Raw genomic sequence first — 23,870 nt, 5'->3', positions numbered from 1 at the left:
TATTCCAGTTAATAACGATTAAAGTTCAGCAAATTCCGCGATAGGCTCCATGCCTCGCGATTCCAGAAACGCCAGCAGGCGTTTTGGCGATACGTTCAAAATTCTGTCTTCCGGGAAGTTCACGTCATCCAGAATCTTACGGCACTCACCAAATTCCCCTAGTGTAAAGGCTGTATGGGAATCCGATCCTAACGCCACCCACCCTCCGGCATCACGTACCGCTGCGGCGACCGCGCGGCAGTTGTCTTCACTGCCCTTACGTGAATGCAGGAATGAGGAGTTATTGATTTCCAGTGCAACCTGATATTTCGCCGCCGCCTGCGCAATGGCGGTAATATCGACAGGGTATTTAGGATTTCCTGGATGGCTGATGATGTGTACATTGCCACTCGCCATCGTGGCAATCATCGCCTGGGTATGGGTGTCTTTATCATGAGGCGCGAACACGGGCTCATGGAAGCCCGCGATAATCAAATCCAAAGAAGTAAACATCGGACCTGAGCAGTCAATTTCGCCTTCAATATTCTTAATATTCGCTTCAATACCGCGGAGAATTCCCACCCCATCCACAACACGCGGCCAGATACGCATATTAATAAAATGCCAGTGATGCGGAGCATCGGCCATATCCGGCCCGTGATCGGTGATGGCAAACAGCTTGATACCTTTGCGTTTGGCTTCAGCGATATAATCACTCAAGGTACTGTAGGCGTGGGTGCTGGCGACGGTATGCATATGCAGGTCAACGGGATACATAACTCTCTCCTGTAGTCATTTTTGGTCAAGGATAGCAGGTATCTCCGCCATTAATACCCTAAATAATTCGAGTTGCAGGCAGGCGGCAAGGGAGTAAATCCCGAATCACTTACTTCAGTAAGTGATTCGGGTGAACGACCGTAGCTAACGCACATGCAACTTGAAGTATGACGGGTATTTTAGTCGAAAGCCGGCGCTGGCCGGGCTGACATTAATACCCCCGCACGCGATCGACCTGACCCGTTACGGCTTTCCCACTCTCAAGATTTAAAATTGTGCGCGAGATATAGTCGACAGCTTCTGCAGGACGCGTTACGGCGGCAATATGCGGCGTCATCGCCACGCGCGGGTGTTTCCACAGGGGATTATTCTCCGGCAGCGGCTCACTGCTGTAGACATCCAGCATGGCCCCTTTCAGCTTCCCTGCGTTAAGTGCTGCCAGCAGATCGTCTTCTTTCAGATGAACCCCGCGTGCCAGGTTAAGCACGTACGCTCCATCCTGCAATTGATTCAGCAAACCGGCGTTAATAATACCGACCGTTTCTGCCGTATTTGGCAGAAGATTAATCAGCACCCGCGTTTGATTCAGAAACGCCCCCAACTCTGCGGTGCCGGCAAAACTTTCCACACCGGGCCAGGATTTACGGGTACGGCTCCAGCAGCGCAGCGGGAAGCCCCAGGCTTGCAGACTTTCAGCCACTTTCGCCCCTAACACCCCTGCCCCCATAATCCCGACGGCGAACTCCTCGCGGGTATACTCTTGCAGCGGTTGCCATTTTGCCTGGCTTTTGAGCTCCTGATAATCGTCAAAGCGACGAAACCAGTGCAGCACCTGACTCACCGCATATTCCTGCATTTGCAGGCCCATACCGGTATCTTCCAGACGAAAAAGCGGGATTGACGCATCCAGCATTTCAGGGTGGGCTTTTAGCTTGCTAAGGATAGAGTCCACGCCAGCGCCCAATGCGAAAACGGCTTTTAGTTTACGACCCGCCAGCATTTCAACCGGTGGATGCCAGACGAGAGCATAATCGGCATGCGCGTTATCACCCCGCTTCCATTCACGAACGTTTGCGCCAGGAATTGCCTTAGCCAACGCCTTCAGCCACCAGGCCGTATCGAATGTCGGGTGATAGAACATTATTTCCATATTGACTCCTGAACAGTGTTATGCGGAACTTTCTCGCACTTATAATCATCATTTTCCGAGGGAACTTCAGAATAGCAAATTTTAGGATGCTGGCAAAAAAAGCAATTCTCGCTTATTTAAGCTTCATGTTGCTTGAAGTTTGTGTAAATGCACGTTTTTTTTAAAAAGTAGATTGACGCCGGGGCGGTGTTTCCCCTACATTAGCGCCCGTTCCGCTAACGCAGGAACAACAATATGGTGAGGTGTCCGAGTGGCTGAAGGAGCACGCCTGGAAAGTGTGTATACGGCAACGTATCGAGGGTTCGAATCCCTCCCTCACCGCCATATTTGAAGAAGAGCTCGTACGCAAGTACGGGCTTTTTTTTCGCCTGTCGCACGGCCAGACCCTAAACCGGATTGATGAAAATAATAACGACTTCAATACGGCACAGGTAATTTACTGGAGCACACCAAAAATAATGCTCCTGCTGATAAAAACAAAGCCCGGTTTCCCGGGCCTTGAAGACGCAGAACCTGTCAGCTGTAAGCGTTAAGCGTCCGCTGGCAGAGCGCCGAGCGGACGCAATCGTCTTTATTGAAACGAATAATCCCAACCATCTCATCTTCTTCAAAGCGGGCCAAAGCGTCGCTTAGCCCGGATTTAACATGCGCAGGTAAATCGCACTGGGTCACATCCCCGTTAACGATAACCGTCACATTCTCCCCGAGGCGAGTTAAAAACATCTTCATTTGCGCAGCAGTGACATTCTGAGCCTCGTCAAGAATGACCACGGCATTTTCAAAGGTCCGTCCACGCATATAGGCGAACGGCGCGATTTCTACCTTCCCAATCTCAGGTCGCAGGCAATATTGCATAAAAGAAGCCCCCAAACGTTTTACCAGTACGTCATACACCGGGCGAAAATAGGGAGCGAACTTCTCGGAAACATCTCCAGGTAAGAAGCCGAGATCTTCATCAGCTTGCAGAACTGGACGGGTGACAATGATCCGGTCCACATCTTTGTGGATCAGAGCCTCTGCTGCTTTTGCCGCGCTAATCCAGGTTTTACCACACCCGGCTTCACCGGTGGCGAAGATCAGCTGTTTATTCTCAATAGCATTCAGGTAGTGCGCCTGAGCTTCATTTCGCGCCATGACTGGCGTGGCGTCGCGACTGTCACGCGCCATACCAATCGATTCTACGCCGCCCATCTGCACAAGCGAGGTGACCGATTCATCTTCACGTTGCTTATGGCTACGCGAATCCCGCCTCAGCACACGTTTTGCTTCGCGACGAGCTTTGATCACTGCTTTTTGTCTTCCCATGGATAGCACCTTGAGTTGTAGGTATACATCACACGCGCCAGCTTCGGCACGATTATGCGCACGAACATCTGAGGGTTGGCTTCCTTGTAAGCCATTGCTTGCCTTCGGATAAGACACCACACACGGCTACGCGCACCGTATAGGGTGTCAGTAACAAGGATAAGTGGAAGAGAGAGGAATTTAGCGGTGACGAGATGGCTACCGGAAGATAAGCGTCCGCGTAAGGGAGTATCGATGCTCTGAAATACCAGTCCAATACAGGACATTACCATTCGCGATCTCCATAGTGAATGACTATCACTGCCGGGAACTACCGCTGTTACTTATAAGTACAACAGAATTTATTCTCAATGCAACAATATTTTTACTTATTGTTAACCAAATTCCATCTTATCGTCGGATACAGTCTCTTGCAGAGAGATGACAGAATTATTTCAGCGCAGCAGACATCACGAAAAATAGTTTTTTCGTTCATCAATCTGTCAGGAATTGCCCCGCAGAGGCGCGGGGCACAGGAGTCAGGCTTCGAGCAGAGATTGCCCGAGATAGTTGTCGGCCGTTGCGACCCCAGGTAAAGCGAAGAAGTAACCGCCGCCAATCGGTTTGACATACTCTTCGAGCGCTTCACCGTTCAGGCGTTTCTGTACTGCCAAAAACCCTTGCTGCAGATCGTGCTGATAGCAGACAAACAACAGTCCCATATCCAGTTGACCGGAATTGGTTACACCGAGCGAATAGCTGTAGCCACGACGCATCATCAGGCTAGACTCCGTCGCCCTGGTGCGCGGGTTCGCCAGCCGGATATGGCTGTCGAGCGCAATCACCTCACCTTCAGGATCGCTGGCATAGTCCGGTACATCATGCTCGTGCTGCATTCCCAGCGGCGCACCAGTCTGTTTATCGCGCCCGAAAATGGTTTGCTGCTCTTTAAGCGGCGTGCGATCCCAGAACTCAACGCGAAACTGAATAATCCTCACCGCCTGGTAGCTGCCCCCTACCGTCCATGCAGGCTCGCCCTGATCGGCCGTGACCCACACTACGTTTTGCATCAGTTTTGCATCGGTACCGTCCGGATTAGCAGTCCCGTCTTTAAAGCCGAGCAAATTGACCGGGGTTTCTTTGCCTTTACTGCGCGCGGCGTGATCGGAGATGAATCCTTCACGTTTCCAGCGAACGCTGAGCAGGTCCGGCGTATGCTTAATAATATCGCGCAATGCATGGATGACGGTGTCCTGCGTATTGGCGCAAATTTGTAACAGCAAATCCCCGTGGCACAGCGCGGCATCCAGCGAGTCATTCGGAAAGCGCGTCATTTTTTGCAGCGTTTTCGGCATTTGCGTTTTCAGACCATAACGCTCATCGAACAGCGAAGATCCGACCGACAGCGTCATCGTCAGGTTATCCGGTGCAATGTAAGCTCCCAGAATACCGGAATCCATTGGCGGCAAACGTGGATTCGGCGTTTCTGGCGCCGGGCCACCGGTGGTCAGAAACGCAAAGCGATGGGTCAGCAAACGAAACAGACGTTCAAGGTCTGCCTTATCGCTGGCAAGGACATCAAACGCCACCAGCATCATTGATGCCTGCTGCGGCGTCAGGATCCCCGCCTGATGCGGCCCATAAAAAGGCTGCACATCATCACGCGCGTTCGGCGACAGGGTCCCCGGCGCGCTTTGCGGTTTTTGCGCATGCGCAACCGGACAGCCGCCCGCCAGCGCCAGTGCGCCGCCCAAGGCCCCCATGCCTTTCAGTAGACGTCGGCGTGATGGTTCACTCACGCCGTTTTCATTATCTTGCTGCATGATGCTTAATCCAGACCCAGTACGCCGCGTAATTGCGACAAGTCCTCTGCCAGCGTCGTTATCGGCCCTTTCAGCGCGTTGCGGTCAGCGTCGGTCAGCTTGTCGTAGGTTTCAAACCCGTCGTTGGTGCGATATTTACTCAGGATGCTATCGACTTTTTTGAAGTTCGCATCCACTTTTGCCAGCAGCTCAGCATTGGATTTTTGCAGTTGAGGACGCAGGAGATCGACAATTTTCTGCGCGCCATCGACGTTAGCCTGGAAATCCCACAGATCGGTGTGGCTGTAGCGATCTTCTTCGCCGCTAATTTTGCTGGCAGCGACTTCTTCAATCAGCCCTGCTGCTCCGCCAACCACTTTTGACGGCGGGAAGGCCAGTTCACTGATGCGCGTTTGCAGGTCGATAACGTCGCTGTTCAGCTGATCGGCGTATTTATCCATGCCCTTGGTGGTATTGTCACCAAACAGCGCTTTTTCCAGGCGGTGGAAGCCGGTGAATTTCGGATCGGCGGCTTTTTGCTCGTAATCGTCTTCACGGGCATCAATGCTGCCATCAAGATCGGAGAACAGTTCGGCAATCGGTTCAATACGTTCATAATGCTGACGCGTCGGCGCGTACAGGGATTTGGCTTTCTCAATATCCCCCGCTTTAATCGCGTCCGTAAACGCTTTGGTACCCGCAACCAGCTGTGCGGTTTCTGCGGTCACATAGGCTTTGTATTCGGTAATCGGGCCACTCAGGCTCAGCAGGGCGTTACTCTGTGCCGCATCTGCCGTTGCGCTGCCCTTGACGATCAGCTTCCCTTTCGGATTGGTCAGCAGGCCACAGGTCATATCGTATTCACCGGGCTGCAGGTTGGCGGTCATTTTCTGGCTGAAGCCAGGCGCAATATTTTCACGCTCTTCCACCACCATCACGCCTTTGAGGATTTCCCACTCCAGCGCTTTCTGACTGTGGTTTTGAATAATGAACTGAGTTTTCCCGGCGTTGACCGTGATAGTCATCGGTTCACACTGTTTGTCGTTTACCGTGACTTTAACCTGCGGAATATCGGCAGCTTGTGCTGTAAAAGCTGATGCAAAAAGCGCAGCAATACCCAGCTGCAGCGCACTACGGCGAAAGTTTATCGTCATGACCTATCCCTATATAAATAAGTATGTTGTAACTAAATGAGTTTCTGCGTCGCGTTGTTATCAGGGTGCAGTACGAGACGCCGTAGAGCCTGAACGAGGCGGTAAGGCAAACAAAATCAGTGCCGGGATCAGGTAGATAAACCAGACAGCAACCTCACTGACGCTTGGCGCTTCCTGGTAACCAAAAATTCCTTCCATCAGCGTGCCAAACAACGAGTGCGTAGACAGCACGCTGCTCAGATCAAATGCCACGTCCTGGAAATGATTCCATAACCCGGCTTCGTGGAACGCACGAATCGCGCCGGCCGCAAGACCTGCGGCAACCAGCAGAATGAACAGGCTGGTCCATTTGAAGAATGCCCCGAGGTTCAGTTTGATTCCGCCAAGGTAAATCAGGTAGCCCAGTACAACAGCGGTTGTCAGCCCCAGCATCGCCCCTACCGGCGGCCAGATGCCCACATCCTGCTGGAATGCCGCCAGCAGAAAGAACACCGATTCCAGTCCTTCACGGGCAACGGCAAAAAAGACCATCATCACTAGCGCCCAGCCATGATGATTGCCGCGCTGTAAGGCGTTATCGACCGCCTGCTCCAACTGAACTTTGACGTTGCGCGAGACTTTACGCATCCAGAAGACCATCCACGTGAGGATCACCACGGCAATCACCGCCACAATCCCTTCAAACAGCTCCTGTTCTTTTTGCGGAAATTCACCGGTGGTTTCATTAATGAAAATCCCCAGTGCCAGGCACAGCGCCGCCGCCAGCAGAACACCAATCCACATTACGCCAATCCAGCGACCTCGCTGAGTTCGTTTCAGGTAACTGGCTATCAGGCTGACAATCAGCGCGGCCTCTAAGCCTTCGCGCAACATAATCAGAAATGGAACAAACATGCGAAGTACCCTTAAACGTTATTCTCAGTCAACTCGTGAAAAGAAAAGTAAATTACAGTGATAGTGATTATCATTACAGAAAAGAAAAACTCAAGCGGAATGTTTTGAGAATGATGACTTAATGTAAACAGTTAGCTTGGTAAGGGTTACTGTCTTTTTGCGAACAGAGGCGTAAAAAAGCCCGCACGCGGCGGGCTGTAGAAGAAATAAGCAGATTACTCAACCTGTAAACGCGACGGCGGTGCTGAGTGATAATACGCATCTGCTTCGGCAAAGCGTTTTTGCATAGCCGCTGAAGGGGCCTTACCCAGCAGGCTGAACACCACGATGCCAATACTGCCGAACACAAAGCCCGGGATGATTTCATACAGACCCAACCAGGCGAACTGTTTCCAGACGATAACCGTGACGGCACCAATGATCATCCCCGCCAGCGCACCGTTACGGGTCATACGCGACCACATCACGGAGAACAACACCACCGGACCAAACGCAGCACCAAAGCCTGCCCAGGCGTAACTCACCAGACCGAGAACGCGGTTTTCCGGGTTAGCCGCCAGCGCAATAGAGACCAGCGCGACAACCAGCACCATCACGCGACCAATCCACACCAGCTCTTTCTGGCTGGCATTTTTACGCAGGAATGCTTTGTACAAATCTTCCGTGATGGCGCTGGAGCACACCAGCAGCTGGCAACTCAAGGTCGACATCACCGCCGCAAGGATGGCAGACAGCAGAATACCGGCAATCCACGGGTTGAACAGAATTTGCGCCAGTTCAATAAACACGCGCTCGGCGTTCTGGTTAACTGCACCAGCCAGCGCCGGATTGTTGTTGAAATAGGCGATACCGAAGAAGCCAACAGCAACTGCACCCGCCAGACACAGGATCATCCAGGCCATACTGATGCGGCGTGCGTGAACAATGCTATGGTGAGAATCTGCCGCCATAAAGCGCGCCAGAATATGTGGCTGTCCGAAGTAACCCAATCCCCAGCCCATCAGGGAAATGATGGCGACAAAGTTCAGCCCTTTGAACATGTCCACATTCTCAATACTTTTTTGTTTAATGACTTCCAGCGAATCTTCAAATCCACCGACGCCAATAATGACCATCACTGGCGTCAGGATCAGGGCGAAGATCATCAGGCTGGCCTGCACGGTATCAGTCCAGCTCACTGCCAGGAAACCGCCAATAAAGGTGTAAATAATCGTGGCTGCCGCCCCCGCCCATAGCGCCGTTTCATAGCTCATGCCAAAGGTGCTTTCGAACAGACGCGCCCCTGCGACAATACCGGAAGCACAATAGATGGTGAAAAACAGCAGAATCACCAGCGCGGAGATAATACGCAAAATTCGGCTTTTATCTTCAAAACGACCGGTGAAGTAATCCGGTAACGTCAGGGCATTATTATTGTATTCGGTGTGTACGCGTAAGCGTCCCGCCACCAGCTTCCAGTTAATCCATGCCCCGACAATCAGGCCAATAGCGATCCAGCTTTCTGAAATCCCCGACAGGAAAATCGCACCCGGCAGCCCCATCAGCAGCCAGCCGCTCATATCAGATGCCCCGGCGGAAAGCGCGGTGACAAAAGGCCCCAGGCTACGTCCACCCAGAATGTAGTCGTCAAAGTTTTTGGTTGAACGCCATGCAATAAACCCTATCAATAGCATGCCAAAAATATAGACACAGAATGTCACTAACATCGGTGTGCTAATAGCCATCAAAACTCTCCAAAATTATGTATCGACAATGCCGTAGCTTGCCGTTTTATTACCCTGCCGGAACGTGGCAAAGATATCTATGTTGACCTGGGCGACCGTATCCTGCCGGAAGCGATGGTCATTCACAATCGATTTAACACACCATTTACATCAATTTTAATCTCGAGTAGATAGCATTTTTCTGGAGGTTGCACTCCCTCACGCTTTTTCCGGTTGCACCTTTAAAAAGTGTTAACTACCGCAGAGAAAAAGAGCCCACGATTTTTACAGGTCTTTCCACAAACACCACATTCATTAACATTTCATTCATTTTCAAGCTTGCAAACCAAGTCACATTTAACACGGTTGCACAAAGTTGCAACATAGTAGATATTTCTCGCTAACTATCATTTCCGTATTTCAGTACAACAGGAGTAAACGGCATGGGAACCACCACGATGGGGGTTAAGCTGGACGACGCCACACGCGAGCGTATTAAAACAGCCGCATCACGAATCGATCGCACGCCGCACTGGCTGATCAAACAAGCCATCTTTAATTATCTCGAAAGACTGGAAAATGACGATGCACTTCCTGAGCTGCCTGCCCTGCTGGCAGGCGCAGCCAATGAAGGCGATGACGCAGCGGCATTTCAGAACGAAGCCCACCAGCCTTTCCTCGAGTTTGCCGAACAGATCCTGCCGCAGTCTGTTTCCCGTGCGGCGATCACCGCCGCGTATCGCCGCGCGGAAACCGACGCCGTACCGATGCTAATGGAGCAGGCTCGGCTGCCGCAACCGATCGCTGAACAGGCGCATAAGCTGGCATATCAGTTGGCAGACAAACTGCGCAACCAGAAAACCGCCAGCGGTCGCGCCGGCATGGTACAGGGACTCTTGCAGGAATTTTCACTTTCCTCTCAGGAAGGCGTCGCGCTGATGTGCCTGGCCGAAGCCCTGCTGCGTATTCCCGACAAGGCCACCCGTGATGCGCTAATCCGCGACAAAATCAGCAACGGCAACTGGCAGTCGCACATTGGACGAAGCCCGTCGTTGTTCGTCAATGCGGCAACATGGGGACTGTTGTTTACCGGTAAACTCGTCTCGACGCACAACGAAGCCAGCCTCTCACGCTCACTCAATCGTATTATCGGCAAGAGCGGTGAACCGCTGGTGCGTAAAGGCGTCGATATGGCGATGCGTTTGATGGGTGAACAGTTCGTCACCGGGGAGACTATCGCTGAGGCGTTAGCTAACGCACGTAAACTGGAAGAAAAAGGTTTCCGCTACTCCTACGACATGCTGGGAGAAGCAGCGCTGACCGCCGCTGATGCACAGGCCTATATGGTTTCTTATCAGCAGGCAATTCACGCCATTGGTAAAGCGTCGAACGGGCGTGGCATTTATGAAGGGCCGGGGATTTCGATCAAGCTGTCGGCGCTGCACCCGCGCTACAGCCGCGCGCAGTACGATCGCGTAATGGATGAACTTTATCCGCGCCTGAAGTCGCTCACCCTGCTGGCGCGTCAGTACGACATCGGCATCAATATTGACGCCGAAGAAGCCGACCGTCTGGAAATCTCCCTCGATCTGCTGGAAAAGCTGTGCTTTGAACCTGAGCTGGCAGGCTGGAACGGGATCGGCTTTGTTATCCAGGCTTACCAGAAGCGCTGCCCGTATGTGATTGATTACCTCATTGATCTGGCTACACGTAGCCGTCGCCGACTGATGATTCGCCTGGTCAAAGGGGCATACTGGGACAGCGAAATCAAGCGCGCCCAGATGGACGGTCTGGAAGGCTATCCGGTTTATACCCGCAAGGTCTACACCGACGTCTCCTATCTGGCCTGCGCGAAAAAACTGCTTGCCGTGCCGAACCTGATCTACCCGCAGTTTGCCACCCATAACGCCCATACGCTGGCGGCCATTTATCAGCTTGCGGGTCAAAACTATTACCCCGGGCAGTACGAGTTCCAGTGCCTGCACGGCATGGGTGAACCGCTGTACGAGCAGGTCACCGGCAAAGTGGCGGACGGTAAACTGAACCGTCCATGCCGTATTTACGCACCGGTAGGCACCCATGAAACGCTACTGGCGTACCTGGTGCGTCGTCTGCTGGAAAACGGTGCCAACACGTCGTTCGTTAACCGTATTGCCGACACCACTCTGCCGCTGGATGAACTGGTTGCCGACCCGGTCGAAGCCGTGGAAAAAATGGCGCAGCAGGAAGGCCAGGCTGGCCTGCCGCATCCGAAGATTGCCCTGCCGCGCGACCTGTACGGTAAGGGACGCGAAAACTCCGCGGGGCTGGATCTGGCGAACGAACATCGCCTGGCCTCACTCTCCTCTGCCCTGCTCAATAGCGCACTGCAAAAATGGCACGCGAAACCGATTCTGGAGCATCCGGTAGCTGACGGACAAATGACGTCAGTGATTAACCCGGCCGAGCCAAAAGACATTGTCGGCTACGTTCGCGAAGCCACACCTGCTGAAGTAGAGCAGGCGTTACAGAGCGCCGTGAATAATGCGCCGATCTGGTTCGCCACGCCGCCGCAGGAGCGTGCCGCCATTCTGCATCGCGCCGCCATCCTGATGGAAGGCCAGATGCAGCAACTGATTGGCATTCTGGTTCGGGAAGCGGGTAAAACCTTTAGCAACGCCATTGCCGAAGTGCGTGAAGCGGTTGACTTCCTGCATTATTACGCCGGACAAGTCCGCGATGATTTTGATAACGAAACCCACCGCCCGCTGGGCCCGGTAGTCTGTATCAGTCCGTGGAACTTCCCGCTGGCCATTTTCAGCGGGCAAATTGCCGCCGCGCTGGCCGCAGGCAACAGCGTACTGGCAAAACCTGCGGAACAAACCCCGCTGATTGCCGCTCAGGGGATCGCTATTTTACTGGAAGCCGGCGTGCCGCCGGGCGTGGTGCAACTGTTGCCAGGCCAGGGCGAAACCGTCGGGGCACAGCTCACGTCCGATGAGCGCGTGCGCGGCGTGATGTTCACCGGTTCAACAGAGGTCGCCACGCTGTTGCAACGCAACATCGCCACCCGTCTTGATGCTCAGGGGCGTCCGATCCCGCTTATCGCGGAAACCGGTGGGATGAACGCAATGATTGTCGACTCCTCCGCGTTGACGGAACAGGTTGTGGTGGATGTGCTGGCCTCCGCCTTTGACAGCGCCGGACAGCGCTGTTCGGCGCTGCGCGTCCTGTGTCTGCAGGATGATATCGCCGATCACACGCTGAAAATGCTGCGCGGCGCGATGGCGGAATGCCGGATGGGGAATCCGGGTCGCCTGACCACTGACATTGGGCCGGTTATCGATGACGAGGCCAAAACCAATATTGAACGCCACATTCAGACCATGCGCGCCAAAGGACGTCCGGTATTCCAGGCCGTACGTGAGAACAGCGATGATGCACGTGAGTGGCAAACCGGCACTTTTGTTGCGCCGACGCTGATTGAGCTGGAAAGCTTCGATGAACTGCAAAAAGAGGTGTTCGGTCCGGTACTGCACGTGGTGCGTTACAGCCGTAGCAACCTCGGCAATCTGATTGAGCAAATCAATGCCTCCGGCTACGGCCTGACGCTGGGTGTACACACTCGTATTGATGAAACCATCGCCCAGGTTACCGGCTCGGCACACGTGGGCAACCTGTACGTCAACCGTAATATGGTTGGCGCGGTCGTCGGCGTTCAGCCGTTCGGTGGGGAAGGGTTGTCAGGCACCGGTCCGAAAGCGGGCGGCCCGCTGTATCTGTACCGTCTGCTGGCTAATCGTCCGGAAAATGCGCTGGGCATCACGCTGGCTCGCCAGGATGCCGACTACCCGGTTGATGCACAACTGAAGGCGGCGTTGATTCAGCCACTGGACGCCCTCACTGAGTGGGCAGCCGATCGCCCGGCATTGCACGCGCTGTGCCAACAGTTTGCTGAACGGGCACAGGCCGGAACCCAGCGTTTGCTGCCAGGACCAACCGGCGAGCGCAACACCTGGACGCTGTTACCTCGCGAGCGCGTACTGTGTATTGCCGATAACGAGCAGGACGCACTGGTCCAGGTCGCTGCCGTGGCCTCCGTGGGTAGCTTAATCCTGTGGCAGGATGATGCTTTCCACCGCGAACTGGCAAAACGTCTGCCAGCCGCCCTTTCTGCGCGCATCCAGTTTGCCAAAGCGGACAACCTGATCGTACAGCCGTTCGATGCGGTTATCTTCCACGGTGATTCCGACCAACTGCGTGCGCTGTGCGAAGCGGTGGCGGCCCGTGAAGGAGCGATAGTTTCGGTACAAGGGTTTGCCCGTGGCGAAACCAACATCCTGCTGGAGCGTCTGTACATTGAACGCTCGCTGAGCGTCAACACCGCCGCTGCCGGAGGAAACGCCAGCCTGATGACAATCGGCTAACGGTGTGGTTAATTAAGGCTCCGGCGACGGAGCTTTTTTTATGGAGTCAGAAAGAAACATGAAACGAATTGTACTGACATGTGCAGCATTGCTGCTCAGCGGTCAGGCACTGGCGGATGACTGCGCCAGTGCTAACACCCAACTCGAGATGAACACCTGCGCCGCTGAGCAGTACAAGCTTGCCGACGCCAAACTGAATGACACGTATCAAAATGCGCTGAAGCGTGCTGCACCACCCCAGCGTGATTTACTGAAAAAGGCCCAGGTGGCGTGGATAACCCTGCGGGATGCGGACTGCGCATTAATCAGCTCAGGTACGGAAGGCGGCAGCGTACAGCCGATGATCTCCAGTCAGTGCCTGACCGATAAAACCAACGAACGTGAAGCGTTTCTCGCCTCACTGTTGCAGTGTGAAGAAGGGGATTTAAGCTGCCCGTTACCCCCTGCCGGTTAACGCACGCGGATCCCTTCGATAATCATCCGCTGGACGTTCTCAACCGTTTGGTTAAAAAAGAGTTCATCGCGCAACGTTGCACCGGTCACCGCCTCAACCTGTGGGGCAAAGTCGGCGTAATGCTGTGTAGAAGCCCAAATCATAAAAATCAGATGATGTGGGTCGACCGGCGCCAGCTTCCCGCTGCTGACCCAACCGTCAATCAGCGCGGACTTCTCATCAATCAGCGTTTTAAGATCGTCCGTCAACTCACCCATCAGCAGCGGCGCGCCTGCCAGCATCTCCATGCAAAACAGCCTTGATGCCTGCGGGTAATCACGGGAGACTTCCAGTTTGAGGCGGATATACTCTTTGATCGCCACCAGCGGCGCAAAGTCTTCACGAAAAGCCTTCAGCGGCGCCAGCCAGATGTCGAGGATCTGCCGTAAAACGGCAATATAAAGCACCTCTTTTGACGGGTAATAATAGAGCAGATTGGTTTTTGACACCCCCGCCTGCTCTGCAACCTGTTCAAGACGCGTTCCGTGGATCCCATACTGGGAGAAGATATTTAACGCCGCGGTTAAAATAGCCTGCCGTTTAGCACTGACCGCTTGCGAGCGTTTACCCGTTGTTTTCTCTGCGCGTTGAGCCATGCGCCCTCTCCTTGTTCTGAGGGCGTCAGCATAACAAATCATACGGTGAATGGATAAATTAACTCGACTCCGAAGGGGTGGCACGACGGGAAAGGGTTACCGTTAAACCTTGCAGACAAAAAAACCGCCGGACAATCCGGCGGCGGTGGCTTAGCAACGTCTGTCGCTGAACGGTCAGCCGTCGCAATATCTCTAACAGACAGCCTGGCAATTACGCTTTGTTGTTGCCGTGGCTATTTTTGCCCCCTTTTTTGCCTGCCTCTGAAGCGCGTTGCGGGTCATTTTTGAAATTGCCCCCGCTGTGCTGGCCACCTTTTCGACCTGCTTCTGATGCTCTTTCGCGGTCTTCCGCAAAGTTGCCGGAACCGCCTCGATGGTTTGCCATTACTGACCTCCGTCATTGATTAGACATCATATTGCATAGGCACTGAGGAGTGATACCTCACGCAGGCTATGGGCAATGCCCGATGCTCGCTGCGTGGGATTAAGCATAGTGAAGACTGACCAGGCAACCGGCTAACGGTAATATTCTGCAACAGGTTTGCGGGCATTTAGTGAATAATCGCGACCGGAAATCAATAAGCCTTTCTTATGACTGGTAATTCCCACCTGCTTAAAAATGTATCAGTTTGCGACAAAAAAACATTGCTCTTAAAATTGTTATAAATCAAAGAAATGATGGTGAAATTTGCACTCCTGACCGTACGTCATATCTTTAATGGTAGGTAGCGAATCGCTACGGACACGGTTAACTCGAGGAGTAGTGCAAAATGGCAAAAGTTCTGGTGCTTTATTATTCCATGTACGGACACATTGAAACCATGGCCCATGCAGTCGCAGAAGGTGCAAATAAGGTAGATGGCGCGGAAGTGATTATTAAGCGCGTACCGGAGACCATGCAGCCTGAAATTTTCCTGAAGGCGGGCGGTAAAACACAAAATGCACCCGTCGCCACTCCGCAGGAACTGGCTGATTACGACGCCATTATTTTCGGCACCCCCACCCGCTTTGGTAATATGTCCGGTCAGATGCGCACCTTCCTGGATCAGACCGGTGGTCTGTGGGCTTCTGGCGGCCTGTACGGCAAACTCGCCAGCGTATTCAGCTCGACGGGGACCGGCGGTGGTCAGGAACAAACCATTACCTCAACCTGGACAACGCTTGCTCACCACGGGATGGTCATCGTTCCTATTGGATACGCCGCGCAAGAGTTGTTTGACGTCTCACAAGTTCGCGGCGGGACGCCATACGGCGCAACCACCATTGCCGGGGCCGATGGTTCTCGCCAGCCAAGTCCGGAAGAATTGTCTATCGCCCGCTATCAGGGTGAATATGTCGCAGGCCTGGCAGTAAAACTCAACGGCTAATCGTCAACAGGAGGATTCGTATGCCAACTCAAGAAGCGAAAGCCCATCGCGTCGGTGAATGGGCTCGTCTGCGCAATACATCGCCGGAAATCGCCGAGGCCATTTTTGAAGTCGCCCATTACGACGAAAAACTGGCGGAAAAAATTTGGGAAGAAGGCAGTGACGAAGTGCTGATCAAAGCCTTTGAGAAAACGGACAAAGATTCACTCTTTTGGGGTGAACAGACTATCGAACGTAAAAACGTCTAGCAACATAACTCCCCCGCTCGCACGGGGGAGTTTCATTTTATTTCGCCGCCGCATTCAGCACGCTATCGAATTTATCGATAGGGCAGAATCCATTTGCATCTATCGGACAGCCTTTCAGTTCCAGCGTCACACGCTGCGCAGGTGATTTCAGCGTCAGCACCTGCGCATCACGCAGCTGCTGTGAGCTCTGATAGACATACTCGATTTTCATCATATCCCGGTTAGTATTGCCGTCATGCCAACGCTGGAAGACAATCTTCCCGCCAATCGGCGTACGTTCGTTCTGGTCATGCAACTGATACGGTTTAAAATCCAGTGCCGTGAGTAATGACGCAATGTTTGAGTCATGTCCTACCAGGACAGTGATTTTCGGCGAGTTCGTACGGTCCGTCACCAGCGCCTTATCGATATATTTCACCAGCGGTTTGGCGACGTTTTGCGCCACGTCCGGCGAGGTGAACAGGCTGTCCTGATAGCCATTTTTCAGCTTCGACAGCACCTTCCACTGTTGGTCAGATTTGATCTCGCCCCAGGCCACCTCATTCATCGGGAAGCCTTCGTAGTATTGCAATGTGAAGGCATCCACCAGCGAGTTACCTACTTTCAGCGGCCCTGAAACACCAGGTTCCTGCTGGTACTTCGCACTAAATGTGTCTTTGGCATCAATCAGTGAGCACTGCTGTTTTTCTTTACAGGACGGCGAGTCTTTGTAGTCTGTCATTTGCTCAAGTAACTGATAGCTGTCGTTGAGCTGCATTTTGCTGCGCTCTTTTTCCATCGCCTGCACGGCCTGCTGGCTAAAGGCCGCGGAATCGTCGGTGATCACCGGGTTGAAGGTGGGATCCATGGTGCCCATTTTTTCCTGATGGTGCACAGGAACATCACAGCCCGGGAACGCGCCAGTCACAAAGAACTGCGCCGTTGCAACCGTACGCTGCAGGCTGTTGGCGTAGGTATACACCGTATTCGGCGCCGGACACTCACCGGATTTAACCATCCCCTGCTCTGCCAGCCATTCACGCATGTAATGGCCCATATAGATTTCCAGCACGCCACCTTTAGTGGTGAGCTGACCGCCCGGCACATCCCATTGTGGCCATTGTTTAGGCGTAGATTGCTCCAGAACGCTGCCATTATTGGCTAAAGGTGCCCGTAAGTTATGTCGGCTCATCATCAATACTTGCTGGAGTTGATAGCCCTCCGGCGCGGTCTGCGCCTGCACGGTAGGTGACAGTAATACGGCCCCTGCCACGGCTGCGGCGATTAACGATTTATTCATCCCTACGACCTCTTGTTGTTATTAATCACAACAGAGTGTGACAGAAATAAGACATTTTTCCGGGAACGCTTTCGCAAAATGGGGCATTTACCGCGTCACGTTAATACCGAACTCACTCTGGAGTTTGCGGATGCCAGGCGGGGTGAAGGTAACATGGCGACTCCCTGTCTCGGTTTTAATCCATTTCCGCTCGGTAAACCAGCGCAGCAGCGTTGCGCCGAGTACGCCGCCCGGGTGGTAGCGTCGCTCGCTCCAGTCCAGACAGCCACAGCTCAGTTTCCGCCGGGAAGTACCAGCGGAGATAACGATCCCCATCTCTGCCAGCTTTTCCTGACCAAGAGAAGTCAGCGTTTCGCCATCCGCGGTGAGCCATTGCCGGGAAACCAGCGTATCAAAAAGTCTCACCGCCACTTCTCCAGCGAGATGGTCATAGCAGGTTCGGGCATGTCGCAAGCCTGGCGGCGTGGTGATTTTTCGCGGTGTTGATGTCGCCCACGCCACGCCCATCAGGCGCTCCAGCAGCTCAGCGATATCCGTGCCTGCCAGGCGAAAATAACGATGTCGCCCCTGAGCGAGCGCAACCACAAATCGTTGTTCGCACAGCCGGGCCAGGTGCGCGCTGGCGGTCGAGGCAGACACGTCTGCCACGGCGCTGAGTTCCGTCGCCGTCCAGGCGCGGCCATCCATCAGAGCACACAACATGCGCGAGCGTGATTTATCCGCCATTACCGCCGCAGTAAGCGCCATCCGCGATTCCAGTTCACCCTCTTCTTCATTCAGCATAACAGATGTCATAGCGACCCCTTTAGCCCTGAATATCTGCATTAACGATGCCATGAAATTATCGTAAAGTCACAGCGGGGATGATGCCGCACGCAGCATCATCTCCACGCCCAGACCCACCAGGCAAAACAGAAAACAGCGTTTAAACACAACAGGAGAAATCACCCGCCGCAGGCGTGAGCCAATCCACTGACCGATCAACGCAGGCACAATGGCAAAAGCGGATAAGCTCAACGACTGAACGGGTAACGCATTGTGCCACCACAAACCAAACGCTAATGCCAGCGTCGAGAAGGTAAAGGAGATCCCGAGCGCCTGCACCAGTTCATCCTTTTCAAAACCCAGGGACTGGATCCACGGCACGGCAGGCATAACAAACACCCCGGTGCCGCCGCTCAATAGACCCGTCACAAATCCAATAACCAGGGAGAGTGGTTTTTCACGCTGCGGATCCACCGGGATCTTTTTTCCTGCCAGCGTCCAGATAGCGTAAGCAATCAGCGCCACGCCGAGCACAAACTGCGTGCGGGTGGTGTTGCCGCTGGTGATCCAGACGCTGGCCAGCAGAGTCGCCACCACCACCGCCAATAGCATTGGCCACAGCCGTTTCAGTAACACCTGGGTATTTCCGCCCCCGCTAAACTGAAACAGGTTACTGACTAAAGAGGGTAGCAACAGCATTGCCGCTGCCGTAACCGGGGAGATAAGCGAGCCAAGGACCCCCATCGCCACGGTGGGTAGCCCCATACCGGTCACGCCTTTCACCATTCCTGCCAGCACAAAGGTTCCGGCAATCATTATCACCATCGAGGGTTCGAACGCTAAAAACATCGCCATGCTGCGCTATCCTGAAAATAATGAAGATGACCTATTTTGGATGTGAATCGCGGCGTTTGCTTCGTCGGGCAGCGAACTGTGCCCTCCCGCTCCACCGGAAATGCCATAAAAAATGCCGGGTTTCCCCGGCACGATATTCAGAACGTTTTTGCCCACCACAGCCGCAGTTTCATGCCCCAGTAGCTGGTCCAGCCGCTGGTCGTGGACACCACGCGACCTTGTGACATCACCACCAGCGTCGGCGTGACGCTAATCTCCCAACTGCGGGAGAGTGCGCCATCAGCGTCATTAATGACCGGGAATTCCACACCCTTACGCGCCAGCCAGCGAGACACCTGCGCCTCACTGCCGGAGCGCAGCGCAATGGTCATCACGTTTTCCCCTTCCCGCTGTAATCTGGCGACTTCCGGCGTCGTGAAGCGACAAACACCGCACCAGCTGGCCCAGAAATAGAGCAGCACGGGCTTGTCCTGGCTCAGCGCCGCCAGAGTGACGGTTTCGCCATCCAGCGTCTGCAAAGGCGTACTGTCAAAAGATGTGGGGGGCTGGGGCGCTCGCCAGGCGTCCATCAGCAGCATGGCACCCACAAGCAGCGCCAGCAAGATGAGTCCTTCGCGCAGCCAGCGGCGCAGTTTACTGAGCATTAGCAGCCGCCAGCTTTTCTTTGACAACCGCTTCCAGCGTTTCCCACGGTACGGCGCCGGGAATAAGTTCATCGCCGATGATCGTGGCAGGCGTACCGCGCACGCCCACCAGTCGTGCCAGTTGCATGTTTGTACTCAGCGTTTCCATACTTTTGTCATCCAGCGTAACCGGGGTCGCCGCCGATTTTTCCTGCGCCTGTTTGATGCTGACGGCAGTATGGTAGCCCCTTTTCTGCATCAGTTTTTCATGCAGCGCCAGGAACTGCTGCGGGTGCTCGCGCCAGGTCATCAGCGCGGTACGCGCCGACAGCACCGAACTTTCACCTTTAAACGGCAGTGGTTTAATCACCACCGCCACATCGGGATATTTCTGCACAATTTTTTCCAGCATCGGATCCAGTTGCTTACAGTACGGGCAGTTGTAATCGGTAAAATTAATCAGCGTCAGTTTTGCCTGCTTCGCCCCAATGCGCGGGCTGTCAGGATCGTTGAACAGGGCTTCCTGAATTAACGCCTCAATTTGCTTTTCCTGCTCGGGGGTAAACGGCGCTGGCTCTTTCGCCACGCTGACGGTAGAAAACAGAGATAACAACAGAACAATCAGAATTTTCATGGATTCACTCCTTTGGCTTCTGCCAGAGTGTTTAACACCGCATCACGGGTTAACAGCGTCGGCAACGCCTGACCGTCCGGCAGACCGGGGCCATAAATTTGGTTAAACGGCACAGCAACCTGGCCGCGTTTTTTCAGAAATTCGGTGATGGTTTCAGAGGGCAGCGTCCAGTCACCGCGCAGCGCCACCACATCCGGCTGTCGCAAAGCGGCCTGCACGTCCTCTTTATGCAAGACGTTGTATTTATTTACCTTGCAGGTAATACACCAGTCAGCGGTGACATCGATGAAAACACGCTTATGCTGGGCGAGCGCGTCGGTGATGGCCTGCTCGCTCAGCGGCTGCCAGTTGATGCTCTCTTTGGCGGAGCTTTGGCTTGCGAAGCCCAGATGCGGGAGCAGCAACGTTGCCAGCCAGATGGCTGAACCCAGCATCATCACCCCGAGAAGACGCCGCAGGATATTCATCCAGCGTCCCGGGCGCGGTAAGCACAGCGCCAGACCGGGACGCAACGCCACCAGCAGCCACGGCAAGCTCATTCCCAGCCCAAGCGCCAGAAACAGTCCCCACAGCGTCGGCAGCGAAGCGGTTAACGCCACCGCCACCGCCGTCCCCAGAAACGGCGCACTGCACGGCGTGGCCAGCAGCGTCGCAAACGCGCCCTGCCAGAAATGTCCGGCCAGACCGTTGCCGCCGTGGGTCGCCAATGTGGTGCTCACCGTTGAAGGCAAACGGAATTCGAACAGCCCGAACAGGCTGGCGCTGAAGACCAGCATCACCAGTACCATCACGCCGATAAACCACGGGCTCTGGAACTGGATCCCCCAGCCGAGCGCCTGATTGGTCATCCGCAGCACCGTCATCAGCGCGGCCAGCGCCATAAAGGAGGCCCATATTCCGACCACCGAGGCAAGAAACTGGCGGCGAACCTGACGACGGCTTTTCTCCTCGACGAGTAAAATTGAGCCCAGCTTCATCCCGAGCACTGGCAGCACGCAGGGCATCAGGTTGAGGATAAGCCCCCCCAGCAGCGCCATCAACACCACCTGCCATAGAGGCAGCGCCGTATTTTCCGCTACCAGGGCGTCACCAATGACAAGACGGCTTTCCTGGGCAACGCCGCTATCTGCCAACACCAGCGTGATCGGCTTACCGCGCAGATCCGGTGCGCCCTCTCCCCAACTGTCATGCACCGGGATCGTTGCCCGGAGTGTTTCACCCTCCACGCGAATTTTCGGCATGCCAAAGTCCGCCTCATCTACGGCATCCAGATACAGCCCAGGCTCAGACCAGCCCCCTGTGCGCTGAGCCTCAACAACCAGTTCTCCGGCGCGCGCACCAGCGCGCAGAGAATCCGTCAGGCCACCGGCAAGCGGGATCTGCCCCATCGCCTGGGCATAGTCATGGGCAAAGGCTGGGTCCTGGGTGGAAGGCGTCACGGAAAAGGGATAATCCGTTAACAAGCAGACGTTACTACACGTCGAAAGTGTCAATACGCCGCTCAGTGCAGCCGGTGGCGTCCCGCGCACCACTATCGGGAACGTCACTTTATCGTGATATCCCTGGGTGGTAATACCGGCGACCTCAAAGCGCGCAGGCGTGGGCCAGAACCAGTCCACGGTTGGCATTGCGTCCTTCCAGGCGATAGACGGTGCGACCCCACCCTCGCCCGGTGAACGCCAGTAGGTTTTCCAGCCATCCTCCAGTTTGACATCCAGCAGCAGCCGGGTTTCACCGTCCGCAGACGTATCAGCACGTAGCCGCACGCTGGCGTGGTCGTTATCGGGTGAGCGCAGCCAGCCGATTTCAGCGGCCCAGGACACGGGCAGCCATAGCAATAACAGACAGAGCAGCGCCTGCCTGAAAACAGTCATCATATTTTTTCTCCGTGAATAATTATCTAACAGTCAGCAACGGCTGCACTGTCATTCACGGAAGACGCAAAACCTGAGATGAACCCGAAGCGTGGGTGGCGAGATAGCTCGCGGTGGGAAAAACGGCAGACGAACAGCCCGCACCGGCGCCAGTAGCGACAAGAGCAGGCAAAGCACCAGAATGGCACCTTCAAACAGCACCGGCGGCGAAGCCAGCAATGACTTCGCGCTAAGTTCACAAGGGGTAACGGGTGAGGCGTCATCAGCCTCGGTTTGCGCGCTGGCAACAACGGTAGCGGCAGGCGTGTTCATCTGCAACGCGTGCAGACCCGCCATGCGCTGCGCGGTGCATACCATCACCACGACACATGCCAGGCACAGGAACCACCATCCCATCCGTTGACGTTTTGCCATTTAACCCTCACTGATTGACGCGGTTATCTTAGCTACTGACGAGTTTTTGGCAACCTTTACGCTGTAAAGTTATGTCGGTGCAGGCCGCTCATCGCCGCGCGAGCGTGAAACGACAAAGAATCATTTCTATCAAAAATATTAACACACCAATAAAACAGACAAGAAAATATAACGATAGTTATCTTTCAGTATTCTCGATGAATAGCCATGGAAATTCCAAAAAAATATTTTAAATCGTGATTAACAAGGTACATCTGTGTAAATCAAAGTAAGGGGCAGCACATTTAAAAATGAATACTTTATTATAATACCGGCGTAATGGACATCGCGTTCATTATAAACACAGTTTGTTTATAATATGTTATTTAGAGTACATGAAGATGAAAAAATATTTACTCCCGCTTATCGGATTGCTGTTTACCATGAGCGCTCAGGCAGCAACATTTACCGATGGAAAAGAATTTATCACGCTTGAAAAAGTCGTACCGTCAGCCCCTGCTGCGTTGAAGTTTTTCTCATTTTACTGCCCTTCTTGCTATCAGTACGATGAAGTTCTGGAAGTCACTGATAACGTGAAAAAAGCATTGCCTGCAGAGGTAAAACTCACCGAGTATCACGTCGACTTTTTAGGCCCGCTGGGGGCGGACATGACGCGCGCCTGGTCAGTCGCCATGCTGTTAAATGTGGAAGATAAGGTTAAGCCTTTACTTTTTGACGCCGTTCAGAAGAAGCAGTCCATTAATACCGCTGCGGATATCCGCAATGTGTTTATCCAGGCAGGCGTGAGTGCCAGTGATTATGACGCCGCGTGGAATAGCTTTGCAGTGAAATCACTGACCGCCAAACAACAAGAATTGGCTAAAGCTGTCGATTTGAAAGGCGTGCCGGCTATCTTTATCAACGGCAAATATATGATTAACCCAAAAGGATTAAATTCCGAAAACGTCAATGCCTTTGTCCAGAACTACGCGGAGACGGTCCGCTTTCTTATTAGCAAACCCTGATTATTAATATTGCAAAGCGCACCACACAACAGAAACCGTCTGGTACTGTTGGTGGTGCAACATCTGGCATTTCAGTACTGAACTAAAGTCGTTTGTGTTGTGTTCAAACTCACCTAACCCTTTGTGATACGATAGTTGCTTTAGATTGTCACATGGGGTCAGATTTTGAATTCATACGTATTCCTTGCTGGGGCCATTGTAGCTGAAGTCATAGGTACAACCCTGATGAAGTTCTCTGACGGATTTACACGCCTATGGCCATCTGTAGCAACCATCGTGTGCTACTGCACTGCTTTTTATCTTCTTGCCCAGACGCTATCGACCATTCCAACGGGTATTGCGTACGCAATTTGGTCAGGTGCTGGAATCGTATTAATCAGCCTTTTGGGTTGGTTGGTTAGTGGGCAAAAGCTTGATTTCCCGGCGATCGCGGGCATGCTCCTTATTTGTGCTGGGGTTCTGGTTATTAATATTTTTTCAAAATCCTCCCTACACTAAGGATAGCGTTGCGTCGACCCGTTGAACTCACAGCTCATAGCGGAACTGACCGTTCTCCAGGCGAGCTGCCT

Annotated in this window: 22 protein-coding genes and 1 tRNA gene; 7 read left to right on the top strand and 16 right to left on the bottom strand. The window is 53.8% G+C overall.

Annotated elements, in window-relative coordinates; all coding sequences use genetic code 11:
* Positions 1-18: 18 nt before the first annotated feature.
* Both JQ822_RS03490 and ghrA read right to left on the bottom strand, forming a co-directional pair.
* Entirely contained in the window at positions 19-756 is a 738-nt protein-coding gene (locus JQ822_RS03490) for a phosphatase (RefSeq protein WP_213132293.1), read from the bottom strand.
* A 211-nt stretch (positions 757-967) separates the two neighbouring features.
* On the bottom strand, positions 968-1,906 hold the full coding sequence (gene ghrA, locus JQ822_RS03485; protein ID WP_213132292.1) for a glyoxylate/hydroxypyruvate reductase GhrA: 939 nt from the start codon (positions 1,904-1,906) through the stop codon (positions 968-970).
* Between the two features lie 236 nt (positions 1,907-2,142).
* Between ghrA and JQ822_RS03480 the strand changes: the two genes are divergently transcribed.
* Positions 2,143-2,230: transfer RNA gene (locus JQ822_RS03480), tRNA-Ser, on the top strand.
* Positions 2,231-2,422: 192 nt separating this feature from the next.
* Here the strand turns inward: JQ822_RS03480 and phoH are convergent.
* The 5 genes from phoH to putP form a co-directional block, all read right to left on the bottom strand.
* Positions 2,423-3,211 carry a phosphate starvation-inducible protein PhoH gene (phoH, locus tag JQ822_RS03475; protein ID WP_213132291.1) on the bottom strand — a complete coding sequence of 263 codons (789 nt, stop codon included), beginning with the start codon at positions 3,209-3,211 and terminating at the stop codon, positions 2,423-2,425.
* Between the two features lie 518 nt (positions 3,212-3,729).
* Complete coding sequence (gene efeB / locus JQ822_RS03470; RefSeq protein ID WP_213132290.1) at positions 3,730-5,013, bottom strand: iron uptake transporter deferrochelatase/peroxidase subunit; 1,284 nt, start codon at positions 5,011-5,013, stop codon at positions 3,730-3,732.
* A 5-nt stretch (positions 5,014-5,018) separates the two neighbouring features.
* Positions 5,019-6,146 carry an iron uptake system protein EfeO gene (gene efeO / locus JQ822_RS03465; RefSeq protein ID WP_213132289.1) on the bottom strand — a complete coding sequence of 376 codons (1,128 nt, stop codon included), beginning with the start codon at positions 6,144-6,146 and terminating at the stop codon, positions 5,019-5,021.
* Positions 6,147-6,206: 60 nt separating this feature from the next.
* A complete protein-coding gene (efeU, locus tag JQ822_RS03460; protein ID WP_213132288.1) occupies positions 6,207-7,040 on the bottom strand; it encodes an iron uptake transporter permease EfeU in 834 nt (277 codons plus the stop codon).
* A 215-nt stretch (positions 7,041-7,255) separates the two neighbouring features.
* Positions 7,256-8,764 (bottom strand): sodium/proline symporter PutP, encoded by a 1,509-nt coding sequence (gene putP, locus JQ822_RS03455; RefSeq protein WP_213132287.1) that lies wholly within the window; start codon positions 8,762-8,764, stop codon positions 7,256-7,258.
* A gap of 422 nt (positions 8,765-9,186) precedes the next feature.
* Between putP and putA the strand changes: the two genes are divergently transcribed.
* Both putA and JQ822_RS03445 read left to right on the top strand, forming a co-directional pair.
* Positions 9,187-13,149 (top strand): trifunctional transcriptional regulator/proline dehydrogenase/L-glutamate gamma-semialdehyde dehydrogenase, encoded by a 3,963-nt coding sequence (gene putA / locus JQ822_RS03450; RefSeq protein ID WP_213132286.1) that lies wholly within the window; start codon positions 9,187-9,189, stop codon positions 13,147-13,149.
* 58 nt (positions 13,150-13,207) lie between these two features.
* Positions 13,208-13,603: a lysozyme inhibitor LprI family protein gene (locus JQ822_RS03445; RefSeq protein WP_213132285.1), complete on the top strand. Its 396-nt coding sequence runs from the start codon at positions 13,208-13,210 to the stop codon at positions 13,601-13,603.
* Here the strand turns inward: JQ822_RS03445 and rutR are convergent.
* Together rutR and JQ822_RS03435 are read right to left on the bottom strand one after the other, a co-directional pair.
* Complete coding sequence (gene rutR, locus JQ822_RS03440) at positions 13,600-14,238, bottom strand: HTH-type transcriptional regulator RutR (protein ID WP_213132284.1); 639 nt, start codon at positions 14,236-14,238, stop codon at positions 13,600-13,602. The two genes, JQ822_RS03445 and rutR, sit on opposite strands and share 4 nt — an antisense overlap.
* 211 nt (positions 14,239-14,449) lie before the next feature.
* Entirely contained in the window at positions 14,450-14,623 is a 174-nt protein-coding gene (locus JQ822_RS03435; RefSeq protein ID WP_135322406.1) for a general stress protein, read from the bottom strand.
* 385 nt (positions 14,624-15,008) lie between these two features.
* Here JQ822_RS03435 and wrbA point away from each other — a divergent pair, with 385 nt between their 5' ends.
* Both wrbA and JQ822_RS03425 read left to right on the top strand, forming a co-directional pair.
* Positions 15,009-15,605, top strand: coding sequence for an NAD(P)H:quinone oxidoreductase (gene wrbA, locus JQ822_RS03430; protein WP_135322407.1), 597 nt, complete (start codon positions 15,009-15,011; stop codon positions 15,603-15,605).
* A 20-nt stretch (positions 15,606-15,625) separates the two neighbouring features.
* Positions 15,626-15,853 carry a YccJ family protein gene (locus JQ822_RS03425; protein ID WP_096757610.1) on the top strand — a complete coding sequence of 76 codons (228 nt, stop codon included), beginning with the start codon at positions 15,626-15,628 and terminating at the stop codon, positions 15,851-15,853.
* A 37-nt stretch (positions 15,854-15,890) separates the two neighbouring features.
* On the opposite strand, the gene agp is transcribed toward JQ822_RS03425, so the two are convergent.
* The 7 genes from agp to JQ822_RS03390 form a co-directional block, all read right to left on the bottom strand.
* Positions 15,891-17,132, bottom strand: a complete 1,242-nt coding sequence (gene agp / locus JQ822_RS03420; protein WP_213132283.1) for a bifunctional glucose-1-phosphatase/inositol phosphatase — start codon at positions 17,130-17,132, stop codon at positions 15,891-15,893.
* An 87-nt stretch (positions 17,133-17,219) separates the two neighbouring features.
* On the bottom strand, positions 17,220-17,927 hold the full coding sequence (locus JQ822_RS03415) for an ArsR/SmtB family transcription factor (protein ID WP_213132282.1): 708 nt from the start codon (positions 17,925-17,927) through the stop codon (positions 17,220-17,222).
* Positions 17,928-17,984: 57 nt separating this feature from the next.
* A complete protein-coding gene (locus tag JQ822_RS03410; protein ID WP_213132281.1) occupies positions 17,985-18,752 on the bottom strand; it encodes a sulfite exporter TauE/SafE family protein in 768 nt (255 codons plus the stop codon).
* A gap of 137 nt (positions 18,753-18,889) precedes the next feature.
* On the bottom strand, positions 18,890-19,396 hold the full coding sequence (locus JQ822_RS03405) for a protein disulfide oxidoreductase (RefSeq protein WP_213132280.1): 507 nt from the start codon (positions 19,394-19,396) through the stop codon (positions 18,890-18,892).
* The gene (locus JQ822_RS03400) at positions 19,386-20,009 is read right to left on the bottom strand and encodes a DsbA family protein (RefSeq protein WP_213132279.1); all 624 of its coding nucleotides are present in this window, start codon (positions 20,007-20,009) and stop codon (positions 19,386-19,388) included. The genes JQ822_RS03405 and JQ822_RS03400 overlap by 11 nt, the downstream gene beginning before the upstream one ends.
* A complete protein-coding gene (locus tag JQ822_RS03395; protein WP_213132278.1) occupies positions 20,006-21,886 on the bottom strand; it encodes a protein-disulfide reductase DsbD family protein in 1,881 nt (626 codons plus the stop codon). The genes JQ822_RS03400 and JQ822_RS03395 overlap by 4 nt, the downstream gene beginning before the upstream one ends.
* A gap of 48 nt (positions 21,887-21,934) precedes the next feature.
* Positions 21,935-22,297, bottom strand: coding sequence for a copper resistance protein (locus tag JQ822_RS03390; RefSeq protein ID WP_213132277.1), 363 nt, complete (start codon positions 22,295-22,297; stop codon positions 21,935-21,937).
* 380 nt (positions 22,298-22,677) lie between these two features.
* Between JQ822_RS03390 and dsbA the strand changes: the two genes are divergently transcribed.
* Together dsbA and JQ822_RS03380 are read left to right on the top strand one after the other, a co-directional pair.
* Positions 22,678-23,301, top strand: coding sequence for a thiol:disulfide interchange protein DsbA (gene dsbA, locus JQ822_RS03385; protein WP_213132276.1), 624 nt, complete (start codon positions 22,678-22,680; stop codon positions 23,299-23,301).
* A gap of 165 nt (positions 23,302-23,466) precedes the next feature.
* Entirely contained in the window at positions 23,467-23,799 is a 333-nt protein-coding gene (locus JQ822_RS03380; RefSeq protein WP_213132275.1) for an EmrE family multidrug efflux SMR transporter, read from the top strand.
* Positions 23,800-23,870 lie beyond the last annotated feature (71 nt).

The organism is Citrobacter sp. FP75 (assembly GCF_018342065.1).
In the GTDB taxonomy this organism is placed as follows: domain Bacteria; phylum Pseudomonadota; class Gammaproteobacteria; order Enterobacterales; family Enterobacteriaceae; genus Citrobacter.
Note: the sequence above shows the minus strand (reverse complement) of the source record. Positions and strands in the feature narration are given on the sequence as shown.

What these genes read in the sequence shown, in the direction of transcription:
- JQ822_RS03490 (WP_213132293.1), bottom strand. Translation starts at nt 756, where the DNA reads ATGTATCCCGTTGACCTGCATATGCATACCGTCGCCAGCACCCACGCC.
- ghrA (WP_213132292.1), bottom strand. Translation starts at nt 1,906, where the DNA reads ATGGAAATAATGTTCTATCACCCGACATTCGATACGGCCTGGTGGCTG.
- phoH (WP_213132291.1), bottom strand. Translation starts at nt 3,211, where the DNA reads ATGGGAAGACAAAAAGCAGTGATCAAAGCTCGTCGCGAAGCAAAACGT.
- efeB (WP_213132290.1), bottom strand. Translation starts at nt 5,013, where the DNA reads ATGCAGCAAGATAATGAAAACGGCGTGAGTGAACCATCACGCCGACGT.
- efeO (WP_213132289.1), bottom strand. Translation starts at nt 6,146, where the DNA reads ATGACGATAAACTTTCGCCGTAGTGCGCTGCAGCTGGGTATTGCTGCG.
- efeU (WP_213132288.1), bottom strand. Translation starts at nt 7,040, where the DNA reads ATGTTTGTTCCATTTCTGATTATGTTGCGCGAAGGCTTAGAGGCCGCG.
- putP (WP_213132287.1), bottom strand. Translation starts at nt 8,764, where the DNA reads ATGGCTATTAGCACACCGATGTTAGTGACATTCTGTGTCTATATTTTT.
- putA (WP_213132286.1), top strand. Translation starts at nt 9,187, where the DNA reads ATGGGAACCACCACGATGGGGGTTAAGCTGGACGACGCCACACGCGAG.
- JQ822_RS03445 (WP_213132285.1), top strand. Translation starts at nt 13,208, where the DNA reads ATGAAACGAATTGTACTGACATGTGCAGCATTGCTGCTCAGCGGTCAG.
- rutR (WP_213132284.1), bottom strand. Translation starts at nt 14,238, where the DNA reads ATGGCTCAACGCGCAGAGAAAACAACGGGTAAACGCTCGCAAGCGGTC.
- JQ822_RS03435 (WP_135322406.1), bottom strand. Translation starts at nt 14,623, where the DNA reads ATGGCAAACCATCGAGGCGGTTCCGGCAACTTTGCGGAAGACCGCGAA.
- wrbA (WP_135322407.1), top strand. Translation starts at nt 15,009, where the DNA reads ATGGCAAAAGTTCTGGTGCTTTATTATTCCATGTACGGACACATTGAA.
- JQ822_RS03425 (WP_096757610.1), top strand. Translation starts at nt 15,626, where the DNA reads ATGCCAACTCAAGAAGCGAAAGCCCATCGCGTCGGTGAATGGGCTCGT.
- agp (WP_213132283.1), bottom strand. Translation starts at nt 17,132, where the DNA reads ATGAATAAATCGTTAATCGCCGCAGCCGTGGCAGGGGCCGTATTACTG.
- JQ822_RS03415 (WP_213132282.1), bottom strand. Translation starts at nt 17,927, where the DNA reads ATGACATCTGTTATGCTGAATGAAGAAGAGGGTGAACTGGAATCGCGG.
- JQ822_RS03410 (WP_213132281.1), bottom strand. Translation starts at nt 18,752, where the DNA reads ATGGCGATGTTTTTAGCGTTCGAACCCTCGATGGTGATAATGATTGCC.
- JQ822_RS03405 (WP_213132280.1), bottom strand. Translation starts at nt 19,396, where the DNA reads ATGCTCAGTAAACTGCGCCGCTGGCTGCGCGAAGGACTCATCTTGCTG.
- JQ822_RS03400 (WP_213132279.1), bottom strand. Translation starts at nt 20,009, where the DNA reads ATGAAAATTCTGATTGTTCTGTTGTTATCTCTGTTTTCTACCGTCAGC.
- JQ822_RS03395 (WP_213132278.1), bottom strand. Translation starts at nt 21,886, where the DNA reads ATGATGACTGTTTTCAGGCAGGCGCTGCTCTGTCTGTTATTGCTATGG.
- JQ822_RS03390 (WP_213132277.1), bottom strand. Translation starts at nt 22,297, where the DNA reads ATGGCAAAACGTCAACGGATGGGATGGTGGTTCCTGTGCCTGGCATGT.
- dsbA (WP_213132276.1), top strand. Translation starts at nt 22,678, where the DNA reads ATGAAAAAATATTTACTCCCGCTTATCGGATTGCTGTTTACCATGAGC.